The following is a 22,965-nucleotide window of genomic DNA, read 5'->3' on the forward strand; positions in this document are numbered from 1 at the left end:
TTTGATACCTCAACAAAATCAATATTTCTCAAAAAGTTGATTAATGAGTCTGCTTTTAACTTCATCTTGAATGTTCATCAGTAAAACCATTTTTATCCTGAAGAATTAGAACGTAAACGACCGGATAGTTTTAACCCATCTCGAAAACTTAGCCCTAATAAACTGAGTTGAATAATTCCCAGAATCAATTCAATTATTTGAACTAAATAAAACCAGTTATCAAATTCACCATTAGTGGCTTTATAATTTAGAAAAAGAGCAGAAGGAATCATTATTAAAAACCCGTTCATGGCAATAATCACCATTCGTTTTTTCTTTTTTTCAATCAGATTTCCTTTTCTTTTTCCCAATAAATTTCCGGAAATCCCTAATCCGCCCATTACAACAACAAGCAAAGCTATACCATAACTAGCAATCAATTGTTTTACTATCACTACTGCACCATGATCAAGAAAAAGTTCAGATACAAATGTGGTTATCCAAAATATAGATATGACGCATAACGCTTCGAAACCTAAAATACCGTGTGGAATAGATTTTTTCATAGACTTAGTTTTCCTTCTTAAAGATAATTTTACTAGATACTTGTCCATATAGCGTCAACTCATCTCTAGGTTTTGCAATTACCCCACCAGGACCTACAGACTCAACTTTAACACCTAATGTAGAAAATTTTGTTTGTACAGAAAAACGAATTTTGTCTTGCACCTGTGAAAGGTTTAAAGTTATATCATTAGGATTATCTTTTATGAAAAGCTTACCTGAAATAGCTGCTGGGATTGTGTCTTGCTTAGAATTTTTAGGAATTACGAATTCAAATCTTAGAGGTGTCTTTTTTGAACCCCCTAAAATTAAAGCTACCTCTGAATCTCTCTTAGAATTACTAGAGTCAAATTTTTCTACCGGTATTATAACCTGAATAGATGCATCTGACCTTTTGAGTTGAACACTGCAATTAATGCCAACGACCTCTACTTCACTTAGAAAAAACATTCCTTTGGTAGTTTTATAAGCTACACATATCTGCTCTGAGTTCATTTTATTAAAAACATCCGAAAACAAAGGTTGTATGCAGATTGCCATGATACTAAAAAAGTGAGTAAATTTAAATTTCATTTTATATCTCCTGATATTTGTTTAGACAAGTATTTTGTAAAATATATTACTTGTCTACACAATTTTTTTTAAAAATTTATTTTTTTTTAGTGACAGTTCAGAAAAGAAAATTCATATTCTGAGTATGAAACTTGAATTAGATAAACAACTTGGTTTTAATCTATATAGAGCATCCTTGCTATTTCGCAGAGAATTGATTCGATGCTTGCGAGAATACAAGATTACACCAGAGCAGTGGCAAGCCCTAGTGCATATATGGGATAAGGGAACTACAACCCAATCTGAAATAGCAAATATTACCCTTCAAGATGCACCAAGCATATCAAGGATGATTGGGAGATTGATCAAAAATGGATGGATCAAAAAGAAAATTAACCCTAATGATAAAAGAGAGATTTATTTAAGTATAACTCCGATTGGGAAAAAACTTGAATCTATTTTACCTAAAAAACTAAGAGAGAATTTTAATTTATTTCTAAAGAAATTTCCAGAACTGGATCAAAAAGAGCTTTTAAAACTATTAATTCAACTCAGAGTTTCTCTAAATGATTTTGAAAGTAAAAAATAATTTTATTTACGAGAAGCTACAGATATTTTCACCTAACGATTTCCCGTAGGATGACACGGACACGGTGTTATCTGTCGTTTTGCCGCCCCTAATCACCTAGGATTTACTACTTCTAATCCTTTTTTTTACAACATGTAATAATTGTTTGTCACAAGAAACAAAATAATCTATTTCATTTTTTATTGAAATAACAGTTCCTAGGTGAATTGAATCAAGACTCTCTAATTGATACTTATCAATAACTTTTATCGAAAACTTTTTAATGGCCTATCGAAAAATTAATGGCTTCAAAATATAAAAATCCTGAGAAACTTCCTTTTTGAGGCTATAATACTCATCAACTGTAATCTCTTTTTCTAATAACAGCCTTCTGAAAGCAGATATAAATTCAATTTCTCCACTCACATAGATTAGAGTTCGTCCACCCTTTTACAAAAGATAAAACAGATATTTTTTGTGGTGAGCCTCAAGATATAATGTATGCTTTTATCTAATTCGATCCTCTAGGGATCCAGTTTTCATGTTATTGCAAATTTTACTCTTTATCGCGAATAGACCAAAGTTGAGTTCCCCCGAATTTGTCGATTTTTACGGAAAAATTCAATTTCGCGTTCCAGTCGGGCTTGTCAGATGCAATGGAAAGATATTTTTTCTTGCCCATATTCCATAATGCATGAAAAGGAAATCCGGAAATTTTGACTTCTTCTATTTTCCAGTTCTGGGATAACACATTTTGGTCGCAATCCCGGATGACAATATTTTTCTCATCCTTGTCCAATCCGAGGCATTTCCCGGAATCTTTTCCGATGATTTGATAGATAGAATCTTCCGTCTCTGATTTTTTCAGATGGAACAAAGTATTTCCTGCAGAATTCTCTCCCCCAGCTGATTACAGATGCTCCGTCATGAACAGCTCTCCCGGAAATATTGATTGAAAAAGATTTTTCATTGGTTTTCAAATTTGTAAAATCATAAAAAATCCCTTCCTTGATTTCTGAGGATCCGATTGTATAATCCGTTAAAATGGGTGGGTACGAAAACTTCGGCAAATTCAGTTTTTGAATTTCTTCTCTTCCCCAGGTCAATTCATATCCCCAGATGTTCAAATAATCTGTCATATCACTCCCTGTGATTTTTGAAAATTCCAGAGCAAATGAATTCAATCTATTGTTATTGCATTCTATGGAGTTTTTATTTTTACAGGATCCATTTTTATCCCATTCCTCCTGTTTTATATTTTGGTAATGAGTGATGATTTTTTTGTATATATCAAACCCGAAAACTTTGTAGAGGTGGATATAAAATAAATTCGGGATCTTTGTATGGGCAACTGCGGCATATGTATTTTTCCATTTCTTCCGCAAATCTTTGTTATATACACTCTCATCTCCATTGAAAAAACGAAGTGCTTCCATTTTTGGATGATCTCCATATTTTGTAAAAATTTCTTCCGGCTCATAACCTTTCAACTCACAGTTTGCCTTCATCACGAAAATATTGGTTGACCATTCTCCCAGTTCGGCTGTAATCCAGGGATCAGCAGTCTGTCTGTTATGTGCTAATTCATGGAAGTGTCCCAACGTATAATCGAGTTGAAGTTCAGAATTTTCAGGGGACCATGGTTTTGATTTATCCCTAGGCTCCTGATCTACTACATAAAGTGCCGACTGCAGGGTACTCATAACGGGATAACCGGAATGCATGAATCCGATACTGATATCAATGTCCGTTACAAATCTTTCCTTTATCAGGTGAATCAAATCTTCCCAACCAGAAAGAGATTGAATCGATCGAACTCCCGCATCCCAAAAATTCATTACAGCTTCCGGATTATTCAAATTTCTTATTACATTGGAAGGAACGGAGATTGTGATATATTTTCCTTCCAGTTCCGCCCAGGGTGCAGGGTTACATCTTTCTTCATCCACCCATTCTTGAGGGCTAGTTTTTCCGAGTACAAATTTCGGTGCGCGGATCACGTTCTTCAAAGTAATAGAATAGTTCTCATTCAAAAGAGTTTTTTCCCGCACGGCTTTATCTAAATGCCAATAGGAGACTTCTTCTTTTGTATTCTTGTCGATGAACCTGGTTTCTATTAGAACGGGACCACCCCTTCTGTTTTTAATCCTAGTAATTTTATTTTCGATTTTTTTCTTAACGACGACAACTCCATCCCGAAGTGCATCTTTTATGTGAGATACATTGTCCGAATGAACACCAATTTGAATCTGCAAATTATATTTAATCAATTCCTCCGGCACCTCCAGAGTGATTTCTTCATTCGGTGCGGCATAGGCACCAGTCGAAAACACCCATAAAGGGAGTGGGTAACTCAGTTTGAGTTCAATCGTTTCCCATTTCACAGAAGGACTGATTTTGCCGGGAAAATTTTTATCTGCAAAATATTTTTTTGCGGCATCCCTATTATGATTTACTTCTAGGGGAAAATCATCCGGGAACTTCGACACCTCAGCACATTTACCATGGGGTTTATAATCTATTTTTACATTTTTATAGAAGTCAATTTTTTTACATTGGTACTGTTTTTTCGAGTTTCTCGTTCCAAAATCCATTGCTTCTGCTTTACAATAATATAAGCAGAAAACTGATAGAATTCCAAAGATTCCGTAAATGAGTTTTTCCAATTTCTCTCCATCCTTTTCATAGATTAAAAATTTCTTTTCAATTTCAAGTATATTGTATTTCGAAAAAAAGTCTTGCGGCGATTCCCATAGAAAAGACCTCGACTTGATCATCTAAAATGATTTCTTTTACTGATTTTGATAATTTGGGAGTATCGAATAAAGACCATAATAAAACATGTGTATCTAAAAAATATTTCATAAATCAAATAATTCTTCATCTGATATTTTAAAATCAGAAGACATTTTAAATGATGCTTTTTTCTCTAATAATCCAATTTTACGATTACTTTTCTTAGCATATTTCGAATATGGAATTAAATCAGTTATTTTCTCTTTCTTCTTTCCGAAAGAAATAGCCACTTCCTTCCCTTTTTTTCCGTTTTCATCCTTATATTCACGCTATCCTAAGAATTTCCAACAGGCAACCCAACTACGATTCAAATGACAGTGAAAATGATCTTTTTCAAGTAGACTATAACTTTGCCATTCAATTTGATATGGACCTTCTTTTTATAATTCAGAAACTAATTCTGCAAATATTTCTTTAATAAACTTGGGAAGTTTCGGAACAACTTTCTTTTCATGCTTAATAGAAACTTTCCACATTTAGACTTGATGTTACCTATAAAGGGTAAATTTGTCAAGAATTTCAATCGAAATCTACAACAATTCGTTAAATTTTAAATTTCTGCCCGAAATAAAAATTTCTAATAACGTTGGATTTACAAGACGTAAAGTGACGCTTCGTTCAACTTTGCATATGTAAAGCCGTTCCGCGTCACTTTATGTGCCGAGGGCACCTGCCGACGAGAGCAAAATGCACTTCACGCGTGCGTGAGGAAACAGTCCATGAGCCCGAGGCAGAGCACACACGCCAACGAAGTGCGCGTGCGATCAGCTTGTAAATCTTGTTCTCAGACGTAGTTGCGCCGGTGCGCCCGGCAAGGATGGCGGGCGAATGGAAGACAAAAATCTTTTGAAATGCTTAATGCAGATTTCAAGGTATTACAATATCTCCTTTGCGGTAGGGGCCCTGGCTTTGTCCGCTTCTCTTTTCGGAGGTAATGTTCCGCGTAGGAAACGTATATGGAATTGTCACTCTCGTACTATTAACATCCCTGAACAGACAAAAATGCAGGTGAGGGGCACCGGATGCTCCAGTATTTCCCATGTGGCCAATCACTTGGCCCTGGCGCACTGGTTCTCCAACTTTTACGCTGGGGCCAGGATACTTGAGGTGATCGTAATATGCGTATGAACCGTCAACATGGCGTATCATAACAGTATTGCCTGGTTGCCAATTTCTCTCGCCAGGTGGCTGATCGCTGCTTCCCATGGTGGCAGAGACGACCGTGCCATTTGCCACGGCCATTAGCTCGATACCGAAGGTATGAAAATCTTCGTTACTCTTTCCATCGCCTCCCGCCTTGATAACTTTTCCCTGTTCATCGACCCCCATAAGATCGTAGCAATGCTTTCCCTGAATGCCCACATGAGACCAAACTTCTCCATTCCACGGCGTTGTGACGAGGAAACGAGCATTAAATGGAAATGCAGTCAGCTTCAGAGTAGGCACCTCAGTCGCACCGGCGTCAAACAGGTCTCTACCTTTTCTGCGCAAAGAAATTACCTGTTTCAGAATATTCTCTGAGATCGGCTGGTGGGCATTTTCGGCCTTGGATATATAAATAAGTCCAAGAGCCTCATATAACTGACTCTGCTTTGGATAGAGCTGTATCAATTGATGTGTAAATTTTTTAAAAAAAATATCGTTGGCAACCCTTGGCAGACCATTCCAAATGATCTGGACATAGGCTGAATTTGGGTCGTAATCTCCCGCTGCGCGCAACTCGTGTAATGCCTGTTGGAGCATGGCCTGCAATTCAACATCCGTAGCCGAATCTTTCAGCGCATTAAATTTGCCAAGATATACCCATGGAAGATTCTTGGCGCACCATTCGTATTTCGGAAACCTGCGAATACAATCGCGAAAAATTCGTATGCTCTCGTCAAACTCGTTGTGCGTCGACAAGACGTAAGCATAACCGTTGAGAATATAGTCTGCATTTGGGGCAGATTGATATGCTTTTTTCCAATAGATAAACGCTCCTTCTTTATCTCCGTTATTCTTTAACTGCTCGGCATACCGTACATAGGTATAAGGAAGATTCTGACGACACCATATATATTTGGAAAACCGGCTTATGCAATCCTCGAACAACTGTATGCTTTCGACGAGCTTGCCGCTGTCAGCAAGTGTCCAGGCATAACCGTTGACGATCCAATCGCTATTCGGTGCCAGACGATATGCCTTTTCCCAGTTCGCTAATTCGCTGGCTTTATCGTTTACCTTCTTGCTTTCGATAGCGAACTGTGTGTAGACAATAGCAAGATTTAGCTTCAGGCCTGCTTCAGCAGGGTATTCTGCGGTTCCTTCCTCGAGCACTTTAAGTGCCGCCTGCCAATCTTTGGCTTGCGCCAAGCGGTTATACTCATTGTAATACCATGACTTTTCTGCAGAAAGCAAACTCAATAGCGGAAAAAAAATGCAAAAAATAAGTCCGATAAATTTAACCGTCAGAAATTTTGCAGTTAGTAAAAATCTATATTTCATATATACTCCCTTCCTAAACAAAATCTATTTGTTCGACTGCATTAACGTCGGCACGGCGACCGACGAACAACGGCGAAACTATGTCACCTAACGTTCCTCGCGTATCCGAAGTTTGTTGATGGCACGAATTTTTGCAAAGCAAAAATCGTGACAGAGACAAATTTCCCGTAGGGCAAGCCCGGACTTGTTCCGGGCGTAGCGGATGACGCGTTGTTCTGGCTGTCGAAAAATAGTACCCATTTAACACATACTATTTCATAAGTAAAAAAGGGGTATCAAAAAATGGGAAAATTCAAGAATACAGAACCTTCACAGGGACTAATCCTTGCAGTAAATCTAAAAGATCAGATCATTGAAGGAAGTTTTGAACATACACTTTCAGTTCTTTTCGAAAAAGATAAAATCGATTTAAGTAAATTAATTTTGAAATACCATAATGACGTGATCGGCAGAAAGGCATACAACCCCAAGATTCTACTAAAAATTATTTTATTTGCTTATTACAAAGGAATTACTTCGTCTAGAGAAATTGAAATTGCCTGTAACAAAAATCTCACGTTTATGGCACTGGCAGAAAATGAAAAACCGGATCATTCTACAATTGCAAATTTTGTTTCCTCGATGGATAAAGAAGTCAAAGACATATTTGAGCAGGTAGTTCTGATTTGTTTTGAGCTTGGACTAATCAAATCCGGAACTCTTGCAATTGACGGATGTAAGATTTCGTCTAACGCATCAAAGGAATGGAGCGGAACAATTTCAGAGCTTGAGAGCAAGAAAAGTAAAATAAAAGCAAAAATCAGGGAGATCATGGAAGAACACAAAAACTCTGATCCAGATGAAAATAATTTCAAGCGGATTGATAAATTGGACAAGAAAATGGAGAAGATCACAGATTTTCTTGCAAATAATGAAAAGAAAATGGGTAAGCGAAATCATGAAAAGCAAAGTAACATAACGGACAATGATTCATCTAAAATGAAAACATCACACGGAGTTATTCAGGGTTACAATGGAGTAGCTGTAGCTGATTCTGAAAATCAGATAATCGTAGAGGCTGAAGCATTCGGCGAGGGTCAGGAATATGATCTCTTAAAGCCAATGATTGAAGGAGCAGAAAAAATAATCAATCAAATGAACAGAAAAATAAGTGATACAAAAATTCTTGCAGATAACGGCTATTTCAAGGAGTCGAATCTTGAATATCTTGCAGAGAAAAAAATCGACGCATATATTCCGGATCAGAATGCCAGGAAAAGAGATCCCAAATTTAAAACCCGTGACAGACATCGCGAAGAAAAAAATCCGAGAGAATACAAGAGATATATCGAAAAGGATTTTACATATGTTTCGGAAAAGGACGAATACATTTGTCCGAATGGAGAGTCACTAAATCGTTGGGGAGGATTTACAAATGGTCACAGCTACGGACGTCGTTACGGCACAAAAAAAGCATCCTGTTCTGCATGTCCATTGAAATCGAATTGTATTTCAGAAAATCAGGATAGACGCGAACTTAATATTTATGATGGGGTAAATGTTCCGGAAACAGAAAAGATGCGTGAAAAAATAGATTCAAAAGAGGGCAGGAAAATTTATTCGAAGCGGATGAGTATAATCGAGCCGGTATTCGGAAATATACGGTTTAACAAGGGGCTGGATTATTTCAGCTTGCGGACAAAAGCAAAGGTCAATATTCAGTGGCTTTTGTGGTGCATGGTTCACAACATTGAAAAGATAGTGACTAAAGGGAAATTTAATCTACTTTGAGACCTTGAAACTAATGATAGGGTAAAAGAGCAATCATCAGATTTAAAAAAGTGCGTTAGGTGAAATCGAAATCTAAAAATTTGTAAAAATCTTTAAAGGCAGCCTTTATTGATGTAAATTTTACTATTATTCAACAGCTACGTTAGGCGACGCTTCCGCATCAATTTCTGAGGTTCTGAGGAATTTCAAAAAACTATACAAATATTCCAGGCATCACTGAAAATCTTTTTGCTAGAGCCTTAATCTGCCTTAAATTTAATTCTCTTTTACCACTCAGAATTTCAGATACAACACCCTGTGAACCGATTTCTTTTAAATCCGCTTGCTTTAAATTATGCTCTTCCATGAGAAACTTAAGAACATCTATACCAGTAGCTGATTTCATCAGAAAATTTGTACTTTCAAAGTTTGAAATAATTACCCCAACAGTTTCGAGCAAGGAAGCTAAAGGATGCTTTTCATTATTGCCTACTAAATCAATAAGGTCATCTAATTGCTTCCTGAGTTTTTCATATTCAGACTTTGTATGTGGGATATATATGGCTTTTGAAATTTTAGGCCATGTCCGTTCAATTTCTTTAAAACTTGAAGAAATCATTAATTAGTTCCTCCATTTATTTTGATCATATTCTGTATGTGTTAAAATATGTCGAATATAAACAATCTGAGTATTGTAATGAATTGCAGTAATTAACCGAAATTTATTTCCGCCAATGTTAAAAACCGTAAAATTGCCAACAAGATCAGCACTTGGAAAAACCTTTCTGAGTTCAGCAAAAGATAGAAACTTCTGTCTCGACAGAATCTTATACCAACTATTTAAAGGTTTTTCGCTATTAATATGAATTGCTGAAAACTCTATAATTTTTTTATGTGATATTACTCTGATAAATCAAACATATCTCATCATGAGATAATTGTCAAATCGATTTTACAAAATTTTTCTGTGAAATCCTACTAAAAAATATTTGCGGAAGTTTCGCCGAACGTTTTGGCGCTTGGCGCAGTGGCGGATTTCGGGGTACAAAACTGTCAATACACCACAAAAGTTGATGCGAGGAAGAATGTTCAATTATCCACTTCACCCGCCATTGAGCCAAACGCCTGTTAGTGGCTGCCGTTCTGTTCATTATTGTCAGTTAAAATATTATTGAATATCGGTTCGTCAAATTTTACCCCCAATTTAAACCCTTGTTCTTCAGATATTTTTACAATTTCTTTCCATAAGTCTTTTGGGCTTAATCTGCATCTTTCTAAAAAAGACTTGCCTGTAGGATTTCTTGAAAGTTGAAATATTTCGTTGTTTAAGTCTAAAAACAATCTCTCAAATCCAATATTGTCGTAACTAACTTTGCAAGGAACAAAACTAAAAAACTCCTTGTCATCCCACCACGTTTTACCACGATACAGTCTTTTATTATTTGCATTTACAGGCACTTTCAGATATTCATTCAATTGTTCTAATGTTTCTTCTTTGTATACTTGAGAATAATTTGCTCCCCCTGTTGTTTGAACGTTTGACGAAGAGTCGCGGTCTTGAATTACAAAAATAGTGTCGATATAAAATTTATTTATAGATGGAACAACCGTTCCAAACAATATTAGGTCGTCCATTATAAGGCTTGTCAAACGCCCTGTCTGTTTGCAAACACAATACTTAAAATTATCTCCGTAAATGTAAGGGTCTGTATTTTGTATGCCTGGTCTTGCCCCCTAAAACTGGAATACAAAAAAAGGGGATAAAGGAGACTTGATAATATGATAAGAAGAAATAACTATGGCAAAGAATTTAAGGAACAAATAGTAATGGAAATTTTGTCCGGGCAGAGTTCCGTTTCGCAAATAGCTCAAAGGGAAAAGGTAAATCCTCAAACAATCCGAAATTGGAGAAATGAGATAGATACAGGAAAGTTTGAACAAAATAATCAAACCGAATTTGCTTTAAGGAAACGAGTCGCAGAATTGGAAGGTGCACTTGCCAACCTTGCGTTAGATAATCACATTTTAAAAAAAGCCCAAAAATATCTGCAAGACTGGAAGCAAAAAGAGAAATTATCAGGAAGTATCTCGCACCAGAATTTGGAATTGTAAAAAGCTGTAAAGCTTTGGAGATCAGTATCTCTTCCTTTTATTACCAATCGGATGCAAAGATTAAAAGAAAACAGGAGGATAAGCAACTAATAGAAAAGATTGAAGCATATCTGGATTTAATGCCTCAATCAGGTTACAGGTCTGTCACTTATTTTCTGAGAAATGATATGAAAATCAATCATAAGCGAGTTTACAGGATCATGCATGAAAACCTTTTAAAATGCAGTCCGAAGAGGGCTTATCATCATGCGACCACGGATTCAAAACATAACCTGAAAAAATATCCAAATCTTCTTAAGGACAAGTCAATTAATCATGCACGAGTAATAGTTGGTGATGTTACTTTTTTTGATGTTCAGGGGAAAAATCATTATCTGGCATCACTAATGGATATGGAAAACAGAGAGGTCATCGGACGAGCTGTTTCTGATAAACTTAATAGTGAACTTGTCAGGTCTGCATTTGAGTCGGCTCTCATGAACAGAGGAAGTCTCGAAGGTTACATTCATCATACTGATTCTGATAGAAGATATTGTTCGCATGAATATATAGAACTTCTGAACAATTCCAAAATACAAATTTCAATGTGTCTTGGTAATGCATATGAAAATGCACACGCAGAATCTTTTAATAAAACTATCAAGTATCAAGAGATAAATATCTCCTGTTATGCTGATAAAATTGAAGCAGCCAAAAGTATTTTTCAATTTATTGATCGGTACAATTCAATCAGACCTCATTCAGCTTTAGGAGGACTATCTCCTCTGCAATTTAAAAATAAACAAAAAATATGATTTTTTTCTTTACAGTTTTAGGGGGGCACTTCAGCCTTTAATTACAGTTGAGTGAAATAGCTTGTGAAGCCCATTTGGTAATATTGTATTGTTAGCTTTTGGAAACGGATTGAAGATTGAATTTCCTTCCCATTCTCCCCAAAAGTACAATTCTGCTTGTTTTGGATTCAAATCATTCAGACCGTTTATATAATGTCCGTTATTTTGAATGAACTTCCTAAAATGGACATTGTCATTACTCCATTCACGAATAATATTATTGGCGATTTGTCTATAACCGTTTCCTAATCTAAAAGGCTTTTGATGTCCTGGGTGATTAAGTTGAATTTTCATTATGTATGCCTTTTTATTTTTTTGATAGTCTATCGTTTTGCGGTATGTTCTTCTATTCTGTCAGCCATTTGAACCATATTTTTTGATCAATAATTGGAATGTTATTTTGTTCACAAACCTTCATTGTGTGTCCCGTTCCACCCTCTTTTGGTTTATCTAAGTCGTCATAGAATATGCCAAAAGTTGCTGGCTTTATTCTGTCAGTTCCAATTGCTTTTATCGTGTCTCGTATTATATAAGCTGCTTTTATTGTATAACGATTTTTGTTACCTGAGACAAATTGGTCAATTAGCTTTTCAGTTTTCTTATTGCTTTTAGACTGATACACCACTTCGGGTTCAGCAGCAATGCTTATTTCGTCCAAAGAAATAGTTTCATATGCTTGATTTGTTTTTTCTCTGTGTCCAGAATATGGTGTAATTACTTGTAATCTTTTATAGTCGACTGCGGTAACACCATCAGAAAACAGTTGGTCTGAGCCTTCAGCATTTCCGCTTCTAAAAATCATACTTTTTGTCTTAGAAGCTAACAAGTTTCCAAGTGCTATCAACCTTTCTTTATCTGTTTCTAAAACATTTCTTTTCCCTTCAAGAAGAACAATAGAATTAGGTTTATCAAACTGTTTTATAAATTCTTGTAATGTCATTGCCTTACCTTTGAGGTGTACCCGTTTTAGTGGAGAGATTTTTAAGCCACAAATTTTTCTTCAAACTTTGAAGGGCTTTGATAGCCAATGAAAGAATGAAGTCTTTTCCTATTGTAAAATACTTCAATATATTTGAAAACATCTTTTCTCAATTCTTCATAATTTTCAAATTTATTTCTATAAATCAATTCTGTTTTGATTGTCTTGAAAAAAGATTCTGCAACTGCATTATCCCAACAATCTCCTTTGCGGCTCATACTGGATTCAAAACCATTCCAGAATAAAATTTTCCGGAACAGATTGCTTTGATATTGAGAACCTCTGTCCGAATGAAATATTAATCCCGAAGCAGGCTTCCTTTTTCTGATGGCACTTCTGAGAGCATCAATCACAAGTTCTTTTTTCATATGGTTTTTCAACGACCAGCCAACTACTTTTCTGGAATATAAATCGACGATTACACACAAATAATAAAATCCATTTTTTATTTTGATATATGTAATATCAGAAACCCAAACTTTATTTGGTGCATATGCAAAAAAATTTCGATCCAGGAGATTTGGAGAGACTGGGAGATTTTGATTCGTTACAGTTGTTGTGACTTGAAATCTTGCAGGTTGAATACCCTGTATTTTCAGCTCTTTCATGAGTCTTTTTACTCTTCTTTTCCCTATAAAATTTTCCTGTTGATGTAGCTCTTTTACAATTCTCCTCGCTCCATAAACTTTTTCGTTCTCTTCGTAAATATTCAATATCTTTCGTTTCAGAATTCCATCTTGAAATTTTCTTTCAGAAGAATTGGCTCTCCGCTTCTTGTAATAGTTACTGGGTGATATTCCTAAAACCCTGCACATTCTCTCTACCGTATATTCCTTACGGTTTTCATTTATCACAGATACTATTATTTCTGTAGTTTTGAGAGAACGGCCATAGCCTTTTTTAAGATATCACGTTCCATCTTTGCTTCGGACAATTCATACTGAAGCTGTTGGATTTCAATATCTTTGGGATCGATTTTCTTTTCCATTATATCACCTTTCTTGAATTGTAAATTCTTTCTCCAATGATACAAAAGATCTTTTCGTATTCCTAAATTGGAAGCAATTTCTTTTGCTGATTTGCCGGATGAAATAAAATGATTTACTGCATCCTTTTTGAATTCCTCTGTATATGTTTCCCTTGTTTTTGGTCCCTTGGTCATTTTTATCCTCTTTTAAAGGCTAAAATTTCTACACTTTTTCGGGTACAGTTCAATTTTTACAATTACCATTTTATTATAAATAATCATTAATTTTTTTAACTAGATCTTGTGGACAACCTTGATGAATGTATAAATTCCAACCAACAACTTTGCACCCAAAAATTTCTGTTTCATATATTATAAAACTTCTGTTATTCTCATTCTGAGTGGTATATATAAAAGTTGATTGTTGAATGTCATTTGTATTTAAGTTTAATGTTGCACAAAGTACATTAAACGCAGTTTTACCATTTATAAATAGCTTTTTAATTCCACGCAGTTCTATTACTTTCTCTATAATTGATGTATCAATTATGGATTCTCTTTCTTCCTGACTTAAACTATCCCATTTGTTAGATGTTGCCCAAGGCGAAATATCTAAATGAACAATTTTGTCATTGTAATATTCATAACCTTTACTTTGGAATAAGTTATTCATAGGGTTAAACCACGTTTTATATGGGTTTACTTGAAAGAACAATAGAAGAGATTGATATACACTTTCTGCTTGCTCTCTAGTTAATTTTTGGCTGTCTGAAACTTTTAAATATTTTCTATCAACACAACGCCTTACACCATTGTACTCAAATTCTATATTACTTGGGTTAAGGCTTAAAGTGGCAATCTCAGCTTTTTCAACATTTCCGAAAAATACGATTGGAATAGAGCCTTCTACTATTTTAACGGTCGTTGGTAAAGGTTCTGAAATTTTATCAAGTAAAAATTCTTTCAATTGTTGTTGCACCGCACTTTCTTTTTTATTCATACTTAGTTTTTTAATGTCCTTTGATTGCGTGGTCGATCTACGGTTGCCGCTAACGTTCCTCGCGTATCCGAAGTCCAGCGTTCCCGTTAGGGACAGGCATGAATTTTTGCGAATGCAAAAATCATGACTGAGCTGGATTTCCCGTAGGGGAAGGGAGGGCTTGCCCGACCGCACCGGATGACGCGTTGTTCTGGCTGTCGAAAAATAGTACCCATTTAACACATACTATTTCATAAGTAAAAAAGGGGTATCAAAAAATGGGAAAATTCAAGAATACAGAACCTTCACAGGGACTAATCCTTGCAGTAAATCTAAAAGATCAGATCATTGAAGGAAGTTTTGAACATACACTTTCAGTTCTTTTCGAAAAAGATAAAATCGATTTAAGTAAATTAATTTTGAAATACCATAATGACGTGATCGGCAGAAAGGCATACAACCCCAAGATTCTACTAAAAATTATTTTATTTGCTTATTACAAAGGAATTACTTCGTCTAGAGAAATTGAAATTGCCTGTAACAAAAATCTCACGTTTATGGCACTGGCAGAAAATGAAAAACCGGATCATTCTACAATTGCAAATTTTGTTTCCTCGATGGATAAAGAAGTCAAAGACATATTTGAGCAGGTAGTTCTGATTTGTTTTGAGCTTGGACTAATCAAATCCGGAACTCTTGCAATTGACGGATGTAAGATTTCGTCTAACGCATCAAAGGAATGGAGCGGAACAATTTCAGAGCTTGAGAGCAAGAAAAGTAAAATAAAAGCAAAAATCAGGGAGATCATGGAAGAACACAAAAACTCTGATCCAGATGAAAATAATTTCAAGCGGATTGATAAATTGGACAAGAAAATGGAGAAGATCACAGATTTTCTTGCAAATAATGAAAAGAAAATGGGTAAGCGAAATCATGAAAAGCAAAGTAACATAACGGACAATGATTCATCTAAAATGAAAACATCACACGGAGTTATTCAGGGTTACAATGGAGTAGCTGTAGCTGATTCTGAAAATCAGATAATCGTAGAGGCTGAAGCATTCGGCGAGGGTCAGGAATATGATCTCTTAAAGCCAATGATTGAAGGAGCAGAAAAAATAATCAATCAAATGAACAGAAAAATAAGTGATACAAAAATTCTTGCAGATAACGGCTATTTCAAGGAGTCGAATCTTGAATATCTTGCAGAGAAAAAAATCGACGCATATATTCCGGATCAGAATGCCAGGAAAAGAGATCCCAAATTTAAAACCCGTGACAGACATCGCGAAGAAAAAAATCCGAGAGAATACAAGAGATATATCGAAAAGGATTTTACATATGTTTCGGAAAAGGACGAATACATTTGTCCGAATGGAGAGTCACTAAATCGTTGGGGAGGATTTACAAATGGTCACAGCTACGGACGTCGTTACGGCACAAAAAAAGCATCCTGTTCTGCATGTCCATTGAAATCGAATTGTATTTCAGAAAATCAGGATAGACGCGAACTTAATATTTATGATGGGGTAAATGTTCCGGAAACAGAAAAGATGCGTGAAAAAATAGATTCAAAAGAGGGCAGGAAAATTTATTCGAAGCGGATGAGTATAATCGAGCCGGTATTCGGAAATATACGGTTTAACAAGGGGCTGGATTATTTCAGCTTGCGGACAAAAGCAAAGGTCAATATTCAGTGGCTTTTGTGGTGCATGGTTCACAACATTGAAAAGATAGTGACTAAAGGGAAATTTAATCTACTTTGAGACCTTGAAACTAATGATAGGGTAAAAGAGCAATCATCAGATTTAAAAAAGTGCGTTAGGTGAAATCGAAATCTAAAAATTTGTAAAAATCTTTAAAGGCAGCCTTTATTGATGTAAATTTTACTATTATTCAACAGCTACGTTATACGCAGTGCCCCAAATAATTTATTTTCTTCTTTTATATAATTCTATATCAATATATTTTTTGTAATTTGCAAAATCTTTGTCCAAAGTATAAATTGGAATGCCATTTTTAATGGCGACTGAACAAATTAAAAAATCTGTATGAGAACCTTGAATCCCTTTAATTCGGCAGGTATTTGATAATTGAGCAGCGTATTCAAAATATTCTGTGTCAAGAGGAAGATCGTCAAAAAAACTAAGCCTTTCTTTTAATTGGTCATATTTATTTGTATCTGAAAGACCGGATAGAATTTCTTGCCTGATTGGTCCTATGATAACAATACGAAGTTCCTTAATGAGCTCTTTGAGTTCATTAAGAATTTCATCTTCACTTGAAGCATTTTTTCTTAAAGCTTGCGACCAAATGGAAGTATCCACCAAAACTTTCATTATTTTGACCTAAGCTTTTTATAGTCGTAATTTCCATAATCAACTGTTCCAAAGTATTCAATAATTTCTTCCTGTTTTCTCCTTTGAATAAACTCCTTTAAAGCAATAGAAACCGTTTCTTTTTTAGTTCTTAAACCACTTATTTTTTGAGCTTTAGTCAGAAGTTTATCATCAATTGCAAGATTTGTTGCCATATTACACCTCTATGTGTAACAACATACACAATATTATGTGTAAAGTCAAACATTTTTTGGGGCATTGCTTATAACGTTTTGCGGCTTTGCGTAGTGGCGGATTTAGAAGCACAAACTTTCAATTTAGCACTACCGTTCAATTTAGCACTGCCCCCGCCATTACGCAAAACCGCTGTTGTAGGCAGTGCTTTAGTTACGCTTTGCAGCATCTCTAATGGCTTGTTCCAAGTTATCATCTTTAAGTTCGTATTGCTCCAACTGAGCTATGTTATCTCTTCGAATGTGAAGTTGTCCTTCATTACCTTTGTTGCCTCTATGCTGCCCTTTTGAGTATGAAGGGTTTTCCAAAACTTCCTTACTACTCATAACCCAAAGGACTATTTGGTCTCTGTAAACGGCAACCCAAATAAATACATCGCAACATTGTGGCTTTAATTGTTGAAAATTCATCAAAATATTTTTCTCTGTATTTCTTGAAAGAGCTTTCATATACAAGGGTTCTTCACTGTCACTGTCAACCGCTCTTGAAGCCTTAACTTCAATTCTTATTTCGTCCAGCCACAAGTCGTAGTCTCCTGAATAGCTTGGATCAAGTTTTTTATTCGGACTTTTTAGCTTTGAGCATTTTCCTTGAACATAAGTTTGAGCAAATTTTTCTCCAAATCCTCTTGGAGCCGATATTTCAAAGACCCAAAGATTTGGATTTGCACTTATGTATTCGGTTCTAATATCTATGTATTGTTCGTAGGTTAACCCACCTCTTTCTATTAAATTACAAATCAAATGTTCATATTCATTAAAAGGGAAAATGGATTGGTCGTCATCAACCATTTGAAGAACTTCTTCAAGGTCACTTGCTGAACCAGAAAATGATTCAATAATTTTAGTTTTTAATTCTGTAAGTTCCATCGTTTGTTTTGATTATTTGTAAATAGTTTAAGTAGTCCGTTTCAGTAAATTCTTGCTTACTTGAAAAGTAATCAATGTGAATAGGAATTAACTCAAGGTCTCCTCTAAGAACCTTATGAGTTGAAAATAATTTTTTGAAAAGCCAGTTAATGATTTCACTATTTAACAGCAATGTTAGCTGTTCGGAAGTTATTTCAAGGTTTATTGGAATGAGAAGGTTGGCACTATTTAATATGTATCGTTGTTGGGTGTCGTAAAAAAAGCATAGATCAGTAGAGATAAATTTGTATATGAGTTTCTCTTTTGAAAGATACATTTCTAAGGGTGCTACCTGTTGAAAATTTGAAAAATCATCAAGTATGAATGTGCTTGGTTCTTTCAATCCCGATTTAGTTATATCTGAACCTTTATAAATCGGAATATATCCTTCTTTAGGTGTATCAATACAATATCTATCGTTATTGCCAGTTACAATTCCTAATGCCCAATTCGCCCTATCTTTGAGCGTAATATGCGGTATTGCATAGAGGCGATTGATTACCTGTGCTTCTGCTTCATTAGTCCAAAAGTTGAATATGCTTTTGGGGTTCTCGGTAAATGATTCTAAGGTTCTATTGAATGTTTTATCTTGTAAACAACATTCTATGAGGTCAAGTGAATTTGAGGATTGGTTCTCTATCACAATAGCCTGTGCCCTGGTTACCAACCCTTTGAATGCTTTACCATAATCTACAAAACGTAAAATTCTTTTTGACAATACTTTCCTTCGGATGTCTTCAAAAGTAGTGATGTTGAAAAATGCTTCTTGAATCAAGAAGCCTAAGAATCCATTGGGTTTAAGTATAGATAAACTTGCCCCCAAAAATAAAGAGGTTGTATCTAAACTGTTTCCACATTCGTATAATGTGGAATACTTCTCTTTGGTGGTTTTTTCAATTTTCTTGCCCCAGGGTGGATTAGTGAATATCAGATCAAAGGAATTATTTTCCCTGCTCATTTTGATTGCTTCTTGCAAAAAGTCGCCAACCTTTACATTTTCTGTTTCATAGCTGAACTCATCTTTTATTCTCTGCTTAGCGATTAAAACAGCATTTTCATCTATGTCAAACCCATACACATTTTCAGGTGCAACCCCTTGTTTGATTGCTTCAATTAGAAAATTACCTGAACCGCAGCAAGGGTCTAAAAATCTTAAATTGGGGGTAACTTTTATGTTCTTAAACAAATCTTTCACAATCCAAGATGGTGTGTAATATACCCCTACTTTGTTTCGATGTGAATCTGAGAGTGAGCTTTCGTATTCAATACCTATTCTTTCTCCTTTGAACTTTTTTATCAGTTCGCTTACTTTATCAGATACCTCTTTATGGTCGTGTTCGTCTTTCAGTAACTTATTAGCCCTTGAATTTAATTTTTCTTTGCCAGCTATCTCACTTATGAATTTCTCTAAAGACTCTTGAGAAATAACTCCCTTGCTAGATTGAATTAAGTAACCTGTCTTAATCCAATTCCTAATTGTTGCAGTTGATACATTAGCGGTTTTTGCCGCTTGTTCTATTGTAACTCCGAATGTTTCTACTTCACCAAATATGTTTATCTGCATAGCTCAAATGTCGTTAAAATTGTTGTTAAATCTTTAGGTGTCCGTCTTTTTAGCATTGCCTACAACGTTTTGCAGCTACCCGAAGGGCGGGATTTTTACCACTAAACTTAATTCGGAGAACTGAACTTTCGGCTACCACAAAACTGTCTGCGGAGCACGAAACCCCGCCTTTTGGGTAGGTGCTGTTAGCGGTACGGGCTTCTTTCTGTCCGTAGCTGTGTAGGTTAGTTCTTAGCATTACTTTTTTTAGTGTCAATAAATGTAAATAATTTTTGTAGATAGTCGTCAAACCGCAAAACATTATGTTGCCCTTTTGGTGTCCTAATTGGAGTTGGAAATTTTGTTGCTTTAACTATCTCTTCGAACGTAATTCTTAAACTATCTAAGTCAGCCCATTGATTTGGCTCTGCAACAATATAGTTTTTGTATTCGTCAGCAGTGAGTGATGAACTGCTTTTTAAACAACTGTTTGTCGTGATACATTTTTCAAATTGCTTGGATGTGCAATGGAAAATTCTTCTGCACTTCCAATTGTCCGTTTCGTGGTCGTCAGTTTGGCTATGATAGAAAGTCCCGATGATTGAATTAAGGTCAATAAGAAAGTTTGGTGTTTTTTGTCCGTGAGTTTTAGAATAATTGTTTTGCAAATCCTTGTAACGCCATTTGATTGGATGTGTCGAAGGTGTCGTAGAAATAATCACATTTTGTCTTGAAGGAAATTTATTGAGAGCAGAAACATAGTCCAACTTGAAACCAACCTTTGAGAAAATACTCATTGCCAACTTTTGCGATGAAAATTAATGTGTCGCCAATTTTTACTGCTCGTCTTGTCGGTGGTCTGCAAATGCCCCAACTTGGTGGATTGTCAAAACATGGGTCGTTACCAATGTCAATGATTTTACCATTAACAATTTGTCCGTGAAATACTATGAGAAAACTTTTATTCATTGCTTTGTTTTTGAAGTGCCCCCCTAAAACTGTAAAGAAAAAAATCATATTTTTTGTTTATTTTTAAATTGCAGAGGAGATAGTCCTCCTAAAGCTGAATGAGGTCTGATTGAATTGTACCGATCAATAAATTGAAAAATACTTTTGGCTGCTTCAATTTTATCAGCATAACAGGAGATATTTATCTCTTGATACTTGATAGTTTTATTAAAAGATTCTGCGTGCATTTTCATATGCATTACCAAGACACATGAAATTTGTATTTTGGAATTGTTCAAGAAGTTCTATATATTCATGCGAACAATATCTTCTATCAGAATCAGTATGATGAGATGTAACCTTCGAGACTTCCTCTGTTCCTTAGGGGAGCCGACTCAAATGCAGACCTGACAAGTTCACTATTAAGTTTATCAGAAACAGCTCGTCCGATGACCTCTCTGTTTTCCATATCCATTAGTGATGCCAGATATTGATTTTCCCCTGAACATCAAAAAGTAACATCACCAACTATTACTCGTGCATGATTAATTGACTTGTCCTTAAGAAGATTTGGATATTTTTCAGGTTATGTTTTTGAATCCGTGGTCGCATGATGATAAGCCCTCTTCGGACTGCATTTTAAAAAGGTTTTCATGCATGATCCTGTAAACTCGCTTATGATTGATTTTCATATCATTTCTCAGAAAATAAGTGACAGACCTGTAACCTGATTGAGGCATTAAATCCAGATATTAACTTCAATCTTTTCTAATAGTTGCTTATCCTCCTGTTTCTTTTTAATCTTTGCATCCGATTGGTAATAAAAGGAAGAGATACTGATCTCAAAGCTTTACAGCTTTTACAATTCAAATTCTGGTGCGGATGCTTCCTGATAATTTCTCTTTTTGCTTCCAGTCTTGCAGATATTTTTGGGCTTTTTTAAAATGTGATTATCTAACGCAAAGGTTGGCAAAATTGCACCTTCCAATTCTGCGACTCGTTTCCTTAAAAGCAAATTCGGTTTGATTATTTTGTTCAAACTTTCCTGTATCTATCTCTGATTTCTCCAATTTCGGATTGTTTGAGGATTTACCTTTTCCTTTGAGCTATTTGCGAAACGGAACTCTGCCGGACAAAATTTCCATTACTATTTGTTTCTTAAATTCTTTGCCATAGTTATTTCTTCTTATCATATTATCAAGTCTCCTTTATCCCCTTTTTTTGTATTCCAGTTTTAGGGGGCAATACCAATTTTTAGCGAATTTTATATTATGCTATCGCATTTATTGTTAGCCGATGATTTTTAGACAACGCTTGTTTAGTAGGCGACTTTTAGCGAGTGATTATTATTTGTTGACAGTTTTTGAAATGCTTCGCATTTCAAAAAGTAGTATTTTGGTACGCAGTTAATTTATAAAAAGTAAAATACGTATAACATGCGTTAGCCGACAATTGCTTGCATTGAAGGTTACCGAACAGAAGTGCAAATTTGAAACTTTGGAATAAACTTTTAGCGGAAAGTGCAGACACGCAAGCAACTGCGGCTACCGCTTGTCCGTTAGGCGAAAGAATTCTCACAATTAAATTCTAAACTCTGGACATCCGTGTCCAGGGTAGAGAGTTGATTTTTTGCTTGACATTGTATACGTATTGTGTAAGCATTAGGATGTGATCAAATCGTTTCATGACAAAGATACTGAAAAAATTTGGAAAGGTGAATTTTCAAAAAGAATTCCAAATCAAATTTCAGATGTAGCTTTACGGAAACTTAGGCTTATTAATGGTGCTTTGGAATTGGAAAATTTAAGGATTCCACCAAAAAATTTTCTGGAAGCGTTAAGAAATGATCGTAAAGGCCAGCATAGTATTCGAATCAATGACCAATGGAGGATTTGCTTTACCTGGATTGATGGCCATGCCTTTGATGTCGAAATTGTTGATTACCATTGAGGAGATATCATGAAAAATAAAATAAGAAATATACACCCTGGTGAGATTTTAGATGAGAATTTCTAAAGCCAATGGGGTTATCCAGCTTACAAGGTATCCAAGATTACGGGTATCCCACAATCAAGATTAAGCGAAATAATTTCAGGAAAACGAAGCATTTCTGCTACTAATGCGCTGAAACTCGGAAAATTTTTTAATCTTCCACCTCAATTTTGGCTCACTCTGCAAAATGATTATGATTTATTGGAGGAGAGTAGAAAAATTGAAACGACTCTTTCCAAAATACATGTCTACACAGAATTTGTAAAAGACATTAATAAACAAAAAAAGATGCCATCCGTGGCTTCATTTTCTCGAGCTACGTGAGGATTCCATCGGCTAACAGAGTTTATGCCTTCGCTCGCATTGCTCGCTACGCCTGCGGGTCAAGCCTCACAAGTTCGGCTCGACGCATAAACTCGAACGTTACCAGCCATTATAA

Annotated in this window: 28 protein-coding genes and 1 pseudogene; 7 read left to right on the forward strand and 22 right to left on the reverse strand. The window is 35.5% G+C overall.

Annotated features, from left to right (window positions below):
• Positions 1 to 92 precede the first annotated feature (92 nt).
• Together HS129_05640 and HS129_05645 are read right to left on the reverse strand one after the other, a co-directional pair.
• Positions 93 to 545: a hypothetical protein gene (locus HS129_05640; protein ID MBE7411536.1), complete on the reverse strand. Its 453-nt coding sequence runs from the start codon at positions 543 to 545 to the stop codon at positions 93 to 95.
• Between the two features lie 4 nt (positions 546 to 549).
• Positions 550 to 1,116: a hypothetical protein gene (locus HS129_05645; GenBank protein MBE7411537.1), complete on the reverse strand. Its 567-nt coding sequence runs from the start codon at positions 1,114 to 1,116 to the stop codon at positions 550 to 552.
• 124 nt (positions 1,117 to 1,240) lie between these two features.
• On the opposite strand from HS129_05645, the gene HS129_05650 reads away from it, so the two are divergent.
• The gene (locus tag HS129_05650; GenBank protein ID MBE7411538.1) at positions 1,241 to 1,684 is read left to right on the forward strand and encodes a MarR family transcriptional regulator; all 444 of its coding nucleotides are present in this window, start codon (positions 1,241 to 1,243) and stop codon (positions 1,682 to 1,684) included.
• 535 nt (positions 1,685 to 2,219) lie between these two features.
• On the opposite strand, the gene HS129_05655 is transcribed toward HS129_05650, so the two are convergent.
• The 4 genes from HS129_05655 to HS129_05670 form a co-directional block, all read right to left on the reverse strand.
• Positions 2,220 to 2,540, reverse strand: coding sequence for a hypothetical protein (locus HS129_05655; GenBank protein ID MBE7411539.1), 321 nt, complete (start codon positions 2,538 to 2,540; stop codon positions 2,220 to 2,222).
• Entirely contained in the window at positions 2,449 to 4,329 is a 1,881-nt protein-coding gene (locus HS129_05660; GenBank protein MBE7411540.1) for a hypothetical protein, read from the reverse strand. The genes HS129_05655 and HS129_05660 overlap by 92 nt, the downstream gene beginning before the upstream one ends.
• A gap of 195 nt (positions 4,330 to 4,524) precedes the next feature.
• Positions 4,525 to 4,689, reverse strand: a complete 165-nt coding sequence (locus tag HS129_05665; GenBank protein MBE7411541.1) for a hypothetical protein — start codon at positions 4,687 to 4,689, stop codon at positions 4,525 to 4,527.
• Positions 4,690 to 5,326: 637 nt separating this feature from the next.
• Positions 5,327 to 6,202 carry a M23 family metallopeptidase gene (locus tag HS129_05670; protein MBE7411542.1) on the reverse strand — a complete coding sequence of 292 codons (876 nt, stop codon included), beginning with the start codon at positions 6,200 to 6,202 and terminating at the stop codon, positions 5,327 to 5,329.
• A gap of 1,023 nt (positions 6,203 to 7,225) precedes the next feature.
• Here HS129_05670 and HS129_05675 point away from each other — a divergent pair.
• On the forward strand, positions 7,226 to 8,713 hold the full coding sequence (locus HS129_05675; GenBank protein MBE7411543.1) for an IS1182 family transposase: 1,488 nt from the start codon (positions 7,226 to 7,228) through the stop codon (positions 8,711 to 8,713).
• A 193-nt stretch (positions 8,714 to 8,906) separates the two neighbouring features.
• Here the strand turns inward: HS129_05675 and HS129_05680 are convergent, their stop codons facing one another.
• The 3 genes from HS129_05680 to HS129_05690 all read right to left on the reverse strand — a co-directional run bounded on the left by HS129_05680 (position 8,907) and on the right by HS129_05690 (position 10,327).
• Positions 8,907 to 9,311, reverse strand: coding sequence for a helix-turn-helix domain-containing protein (locus tag HS129_05680; GenBank protein ID MBE7411544.1), 405 nt, complete (start codon positions 9,309 to 9,311; stop codon positions 8,907 to 8,909).
• Between the two features lie 3 nt (positions 9,312 to 9,314).
• On the reverse strand, positions 9,315 to 9,602 hold the full coding sequence (locus HS129_05685) for a type II toxin-antitoxin system HigB family toxin (GenBank protein MBE7411545.1): 288 nt from the start codon (positions 9,600 to 9,602) through the stop codon (positions 9,315 to 9,317).
• A 218-nt stretch (positions 9,603 to 9,820) separates the two neighbouring features.
• Positions 9,821 to 10,327: a hypothetical protein gene (locus HS129_05690; GenBank protein MBE7411546.1), complete on the reverse strand. Its 507-nt coding sequence runs from the start codon at positions 10,325 to 10,327 to the stop codon at positions 9,821 to 9,823.
• Between the two features lie 144 nt (positions 10,328 to 10,471).
• Here HS129_05690 and HS129_05695 point away from each other — a divergent pair, with 144 nt between their 5' ends.
• Complete coding sequence (locus HS129_05695) at positions 10,472 to 10,804, forward strand: transposase (GenBank protein ID MBE7411547.1); 333 nt, start codon at positions 10,472 to 10,474, stop codon at positions 10,802 to 10,804.
• Complete coding sequence (locus HS129_05700; GenBank protein MBE7411548.1) at positions 10,735 to 11,598, forward strand: IS3 family transposase; 864 nt, start codon at positions 10,735 to 10,737, stop codon at positions 11,596 to 11,598. The genes HS129_05695 and HS129_05700 overlap by 70 nt, the downstream gene beginning before the upstream one ends.
• Positions 11,599 to 11,628: 30 nt before the next feature.
• Here the strand turns inward: HS129_05700 and HS129_05705 are convergent, their stop codons facing one another.
• From HS129_05705 to HS129_05720, 4 genes are all read right to left on the reverse strand, one after another.
• Positions 11,629 to 11,931 carry a hypothetical protein gene (locus tag HS129_05705; GenBank protein MBE7411549.1) on the reverse strand — a complete coding sequence of 101 codons (303 nt, stop codon included), beginning with the start codon at positions 11,929 to 11,931 and terminating at the stop codon, positions 11,629 to 11,631.
• A gap of 52 nt (positions 11,932 to 11,983) precedes the next feature.
• Positions 11,984 to 12,577 (reverse strand): hypothetical protein, encoded by a 594-nt coding sequence (locus tag HS129_05710; GenBank protein MBE7411550.1) that lies wholly within the window; start codon positions 12,575 to 12,577, stop codon positions 11,984 to 11,986.
• Between the two features lie 41 nt (positions 12,578 to 12,618).
• Positions 12,619 to 13,778 (reverse strand): IS3 family transposase gene (locus HS129_05715; GenBank protein MBE7411551.1). Its coding sequence is split into 2 segments (ribosomal slippage): positions 12,619 to 13,502 and positions 13,502 to 13,778, totalling 1,161 coding nucleotides; the frame shifts between segments, so codons are not numbered across the junction.
• Between the two features lie 73 nt (positions 13,779 to 13,851).
• Positions 13,852 to 14,583, reverse strand: coding sequence for a hypothetical protein (locus HS129_05720; GenBank protein MBE7411552.1), 732 nt, complete (start codon positions 14,581 to 14,583; stop codon positions 13,852 to 13,854).
• Between the two features lie 257 nt (positions 14,584 to 14,840).
• Between HS129_05720 and HS129_05725 the strand changes: the two genes are divergently transcribed.
• Positions 14,841 to 16,328 (forward strand): IS1182 family transposase, encoded by a 1,488-nt coding sequence (locus HS129_05725; GenBank protein ID MBE7411553.1) that lies wholly within the window; start codon positions 14,841 to 14,843, stop codon positions 16,326 to 16,328.
• Between the two features lie 165 nt (positions 16,329 to 16,493).
• On the opposite strand, the gene HS129_05730 is transcribed toward HS129_05725, so the two are convergent.
• From HS129_05730 to HS129_05770, 9 genes are all read right to left on the reverse strand, one after another.
• Entirely contained in the window at positions 16,494 to 16,901 is a 408-nt protein-coding gene (locus HS129_05730) for a PIN domain-containing protein (GenBank protein ID MBE7411554.1), read from the reverse strand.
• A complete protein-coding gene (locus tag HS129_05735; GenBank protein MBE7411555.1) occupies positions 16,901 to 17,095 on the reverse strand; it encodes a type II toxin-antitoxin system VapB family antitoxin in 195 nt (64 codons plus the stop codon). The genes HS129_05730 and HS129_05735 overlap by 1 nt, the downstream gene beginning before the upstream one ends.
• 189 nt (positions 17,096 to 17,284) lie before the next feature.
• A complete protein-coding gene (locus tag HS129_05740) occupies positions 17,285 to 18,004 on the reverse strand; it encodes a hypothetical protein (protein ID MBE7411556.1) in 720 nt (239 codons plus the stop codon).
• A complete protein-coding gene (locus HS129_05745) occupies positions 17,979 to 19,607 on the reverse strand; it encodes an N-6 DNA methylase (protein ID MBE7411557.1) in 1,629 nt (542 codons plus the stop codon). Before HS129_05745 ends, HS129_05740 begins: the two co-directional genes overlap by 26 nt.
• Before the next feature lie 224 nt (positions 19,608 to 19,831).
• Positions 19,832 to 20,383, reverse strand: a complete 552-nt coding sequence (locus HS129_05750; protein ID MBE7411558.1) for a hypothetical protein — start codon at positions 20,381 to 20,383, stop codon at positions 19,832 to 19,834.
• Positions 20,384 to 20,599: 216 nt separating this feature from the next.
• Positions 20,600 to 20,788: a transposase gene (locus tag HS129_05755; GenBank protein MBE7411559.1), complete on the reverse strand. Its 189-nt coding sequence runs from the start codon at positions 20,786 to 20,788 to the stop codon at positions 20,600 to 20,602.
• A 327-nt stretch (positions 20,789 to 21,115) separates the two neighbouring features.
• On the reverse strand, positions 21,116 to 21,226 hold the full coding sequence (locus HS129_05760) for a hypothetical protein (protein MBE7411560.1): 111 nt from the start codon (positions 21,224 to 21,226) through the stop codon (positions 21,116 to 21,118).
• 167 nt (positions 21,227 to 21,393) lie between these two features.
• Positions 21,394 to 21,573 carry a hypothetical protein gene (locus HS129_05765; GenBank protein ID MBE7411561.1) on the reverse strand — a complete coding sequence of 60 codons (180 nt, stop codon included), beginning with the start codon at positions 21,571 to 21,573 and terminating at the stop codon, positions 21,394 to 21,396.
• Between the two features lie 341 nt (positions 21,574 to 21,914).
• Positions 21,915 to 22,112, reverse strand: a complete 198-nt coding sequence (locus HS129_05770; protein ID MBE7411562.1) for a hypothetical protein — start codon at positions 22,110 to 22,112, stop codon at positions 21,915 to 21,917.
• A 90-nt stretch (positions 22,113 to 22,202) separates the two neighbouring features.
• Between HS129_05770 and HS129_05775 the strand changes: the two genes are divergently transcribed.
• A complete protein-coding gene (locus HS129_05775) occupies positions 22,203 to 22,484 on the forward strand; it encodes a type II toxin-antitoxin system RelE/ParE family toxin (protein ID MBE7411563.1) in 282 nt (93 codons plus the stop codon).
• Between the two features lie 6 nt (positions 22,485 to 22,490).
• Positions 22,491 to 22,850 (forward strand): annotated as a pseudogene (locus HS129_05780) (HigA family addiction module antidote protein).
• Positions 22,851 to 22,965 lie beyond the last annotated feature (115 nt).

This window comes from Leptospiraceae bacterium, from assembly GCA_015075105.1.
Classification (GTDB): Bacteria; Spirochaetota; Leptospiria; order Leptospirales; family Leptospiraceae; genus JABWCC01.

Bases quoted from the DNA above. Each gene is read 5' to 3' on its own strand.
- HS129_05640 (MBE7411536.1), bottom strand. From the start codon at position 545: ATGAAAAAATCTATTCCACACGGTATTTTAGGTTTCGAAGCGTTATGC.
- HS129_05645 (MBE7411537.1), bottom strand. From the start codon at position 1,116: ATGAAATTTAAATTTACTCACTTTTTTAGTATCATGGCAATCTGCATA.
- HS129_05650 (MBE7411538.1), top strand. From the start codon at position 1,241: ATGAAACTTGAATTAGATAAACAACTTGGTTTTAATCTATATAGAGCA.
- HS129_05670 (MBE7411542.1), bottom strand. From the start codon at position 6,202: ATGCTCCAACAGGCATTACACGAGTTGCGCGCAGCGGGAGATTACGAC.
- HS129_05675 (MBE7411543.1), top strand. From the start codon at position 7,226: ATGGGAAAATTCAAGAATACAGAACCTTCACAGGGACTAATCCTTGCA.
- HS129_05680 (MBE7411544.1), bottom strand. From the start codon at position 9,311: ATGATTTCTTCAAGTTTTAAAGAAATTGAACGGACATGGCCTAAAATT.
- HS129_05690 (MBE7411546.1), bottom strand. From the start codon at position 10,327: ATGGACGACCTAATATTGTTTGGAACGGTTGTTCCATCTATAAATAAA.
- HS129_05695 (MBE7411547.1), top strand. From the start codon at position 10,472: ATGATAAGAAGAAATAACTATGGCAAAGAATTTAAGGAACAAATAGTA.
- HS129_05705 (MBE7411549.1), bottom strand. From the start codon at position 11,931: ATGAAAATTCAACTTAATCACCCAGGACATCAAAAGCCTTTTAGATTA.
- HS129_05710 (MBE7411550.1), bottom strand. From the start codon at position 12,577: ATGACATTACAAGAATTTATAAAACAGTTTGATAAACCTAATTCTATT.
- HS129_05720 (MBE7411552.1), bottom strand. From the start codon at position 14,583: ATGAATAAAAAAGAAAGTGCGGTGCAACAACAATTGAAAGAATTTTTA.
- HS129_05725 (MBE7411553.1), top strand. From the start codon at position 14,841: ATGGGAAAATTCAAGAATACAGAACCTTCACAGGGACTAATCCTTGCA.
- HS129_05730 (MBE7411554.1), bottom strand. From the start codon at position 16,901: ATGAAAGTTTTGGTGGATACTTCCATTTGGTCGCAAGCTTTAAGAAAA.
- HS129_05735 (MBE7411555.1), bottom strand. From the start codon at position 17,095: ATGGCAACAAATCTTGCAATTGATGATAAACTTCTGACTAAAGCTCAA.
- HS129_05740 (MBE7411556.1), bottom strand. From the start codon at position 18,004: ATGGAACTTACAGAATTAAAAACTAAAATTATTGAATCATTTTCTGGT.
- HS129_05745 (MBE7411557.1), bottom strand. From the start codon at position 19,607: ATGCAGATAAACATATTTGGTGAAGTAGAAACATTCGGAGTTACAATA.
- HS129_05750 (MBE7411558.1), bottom strand. From the start codon at position 20,383: ATGAGTATTTTCTCAAAGGTTGGTTTCAAGTTGGACTATGTTTCTGCT.
- HS129_05755 (MBE7411559.1), bottom strand. From the start codon at position 20,788: ATGAAAATGCACGCAGAATCTTTTAATAAAACTATCAAGTATCAAGAG.
- HS129_05760 (MBE7411560.1), bottom strand. From the start codon at position 21,226: ATGAAAATCAATCATAAGCGAGTTTACAGGATCATGCATGAAAACCTT.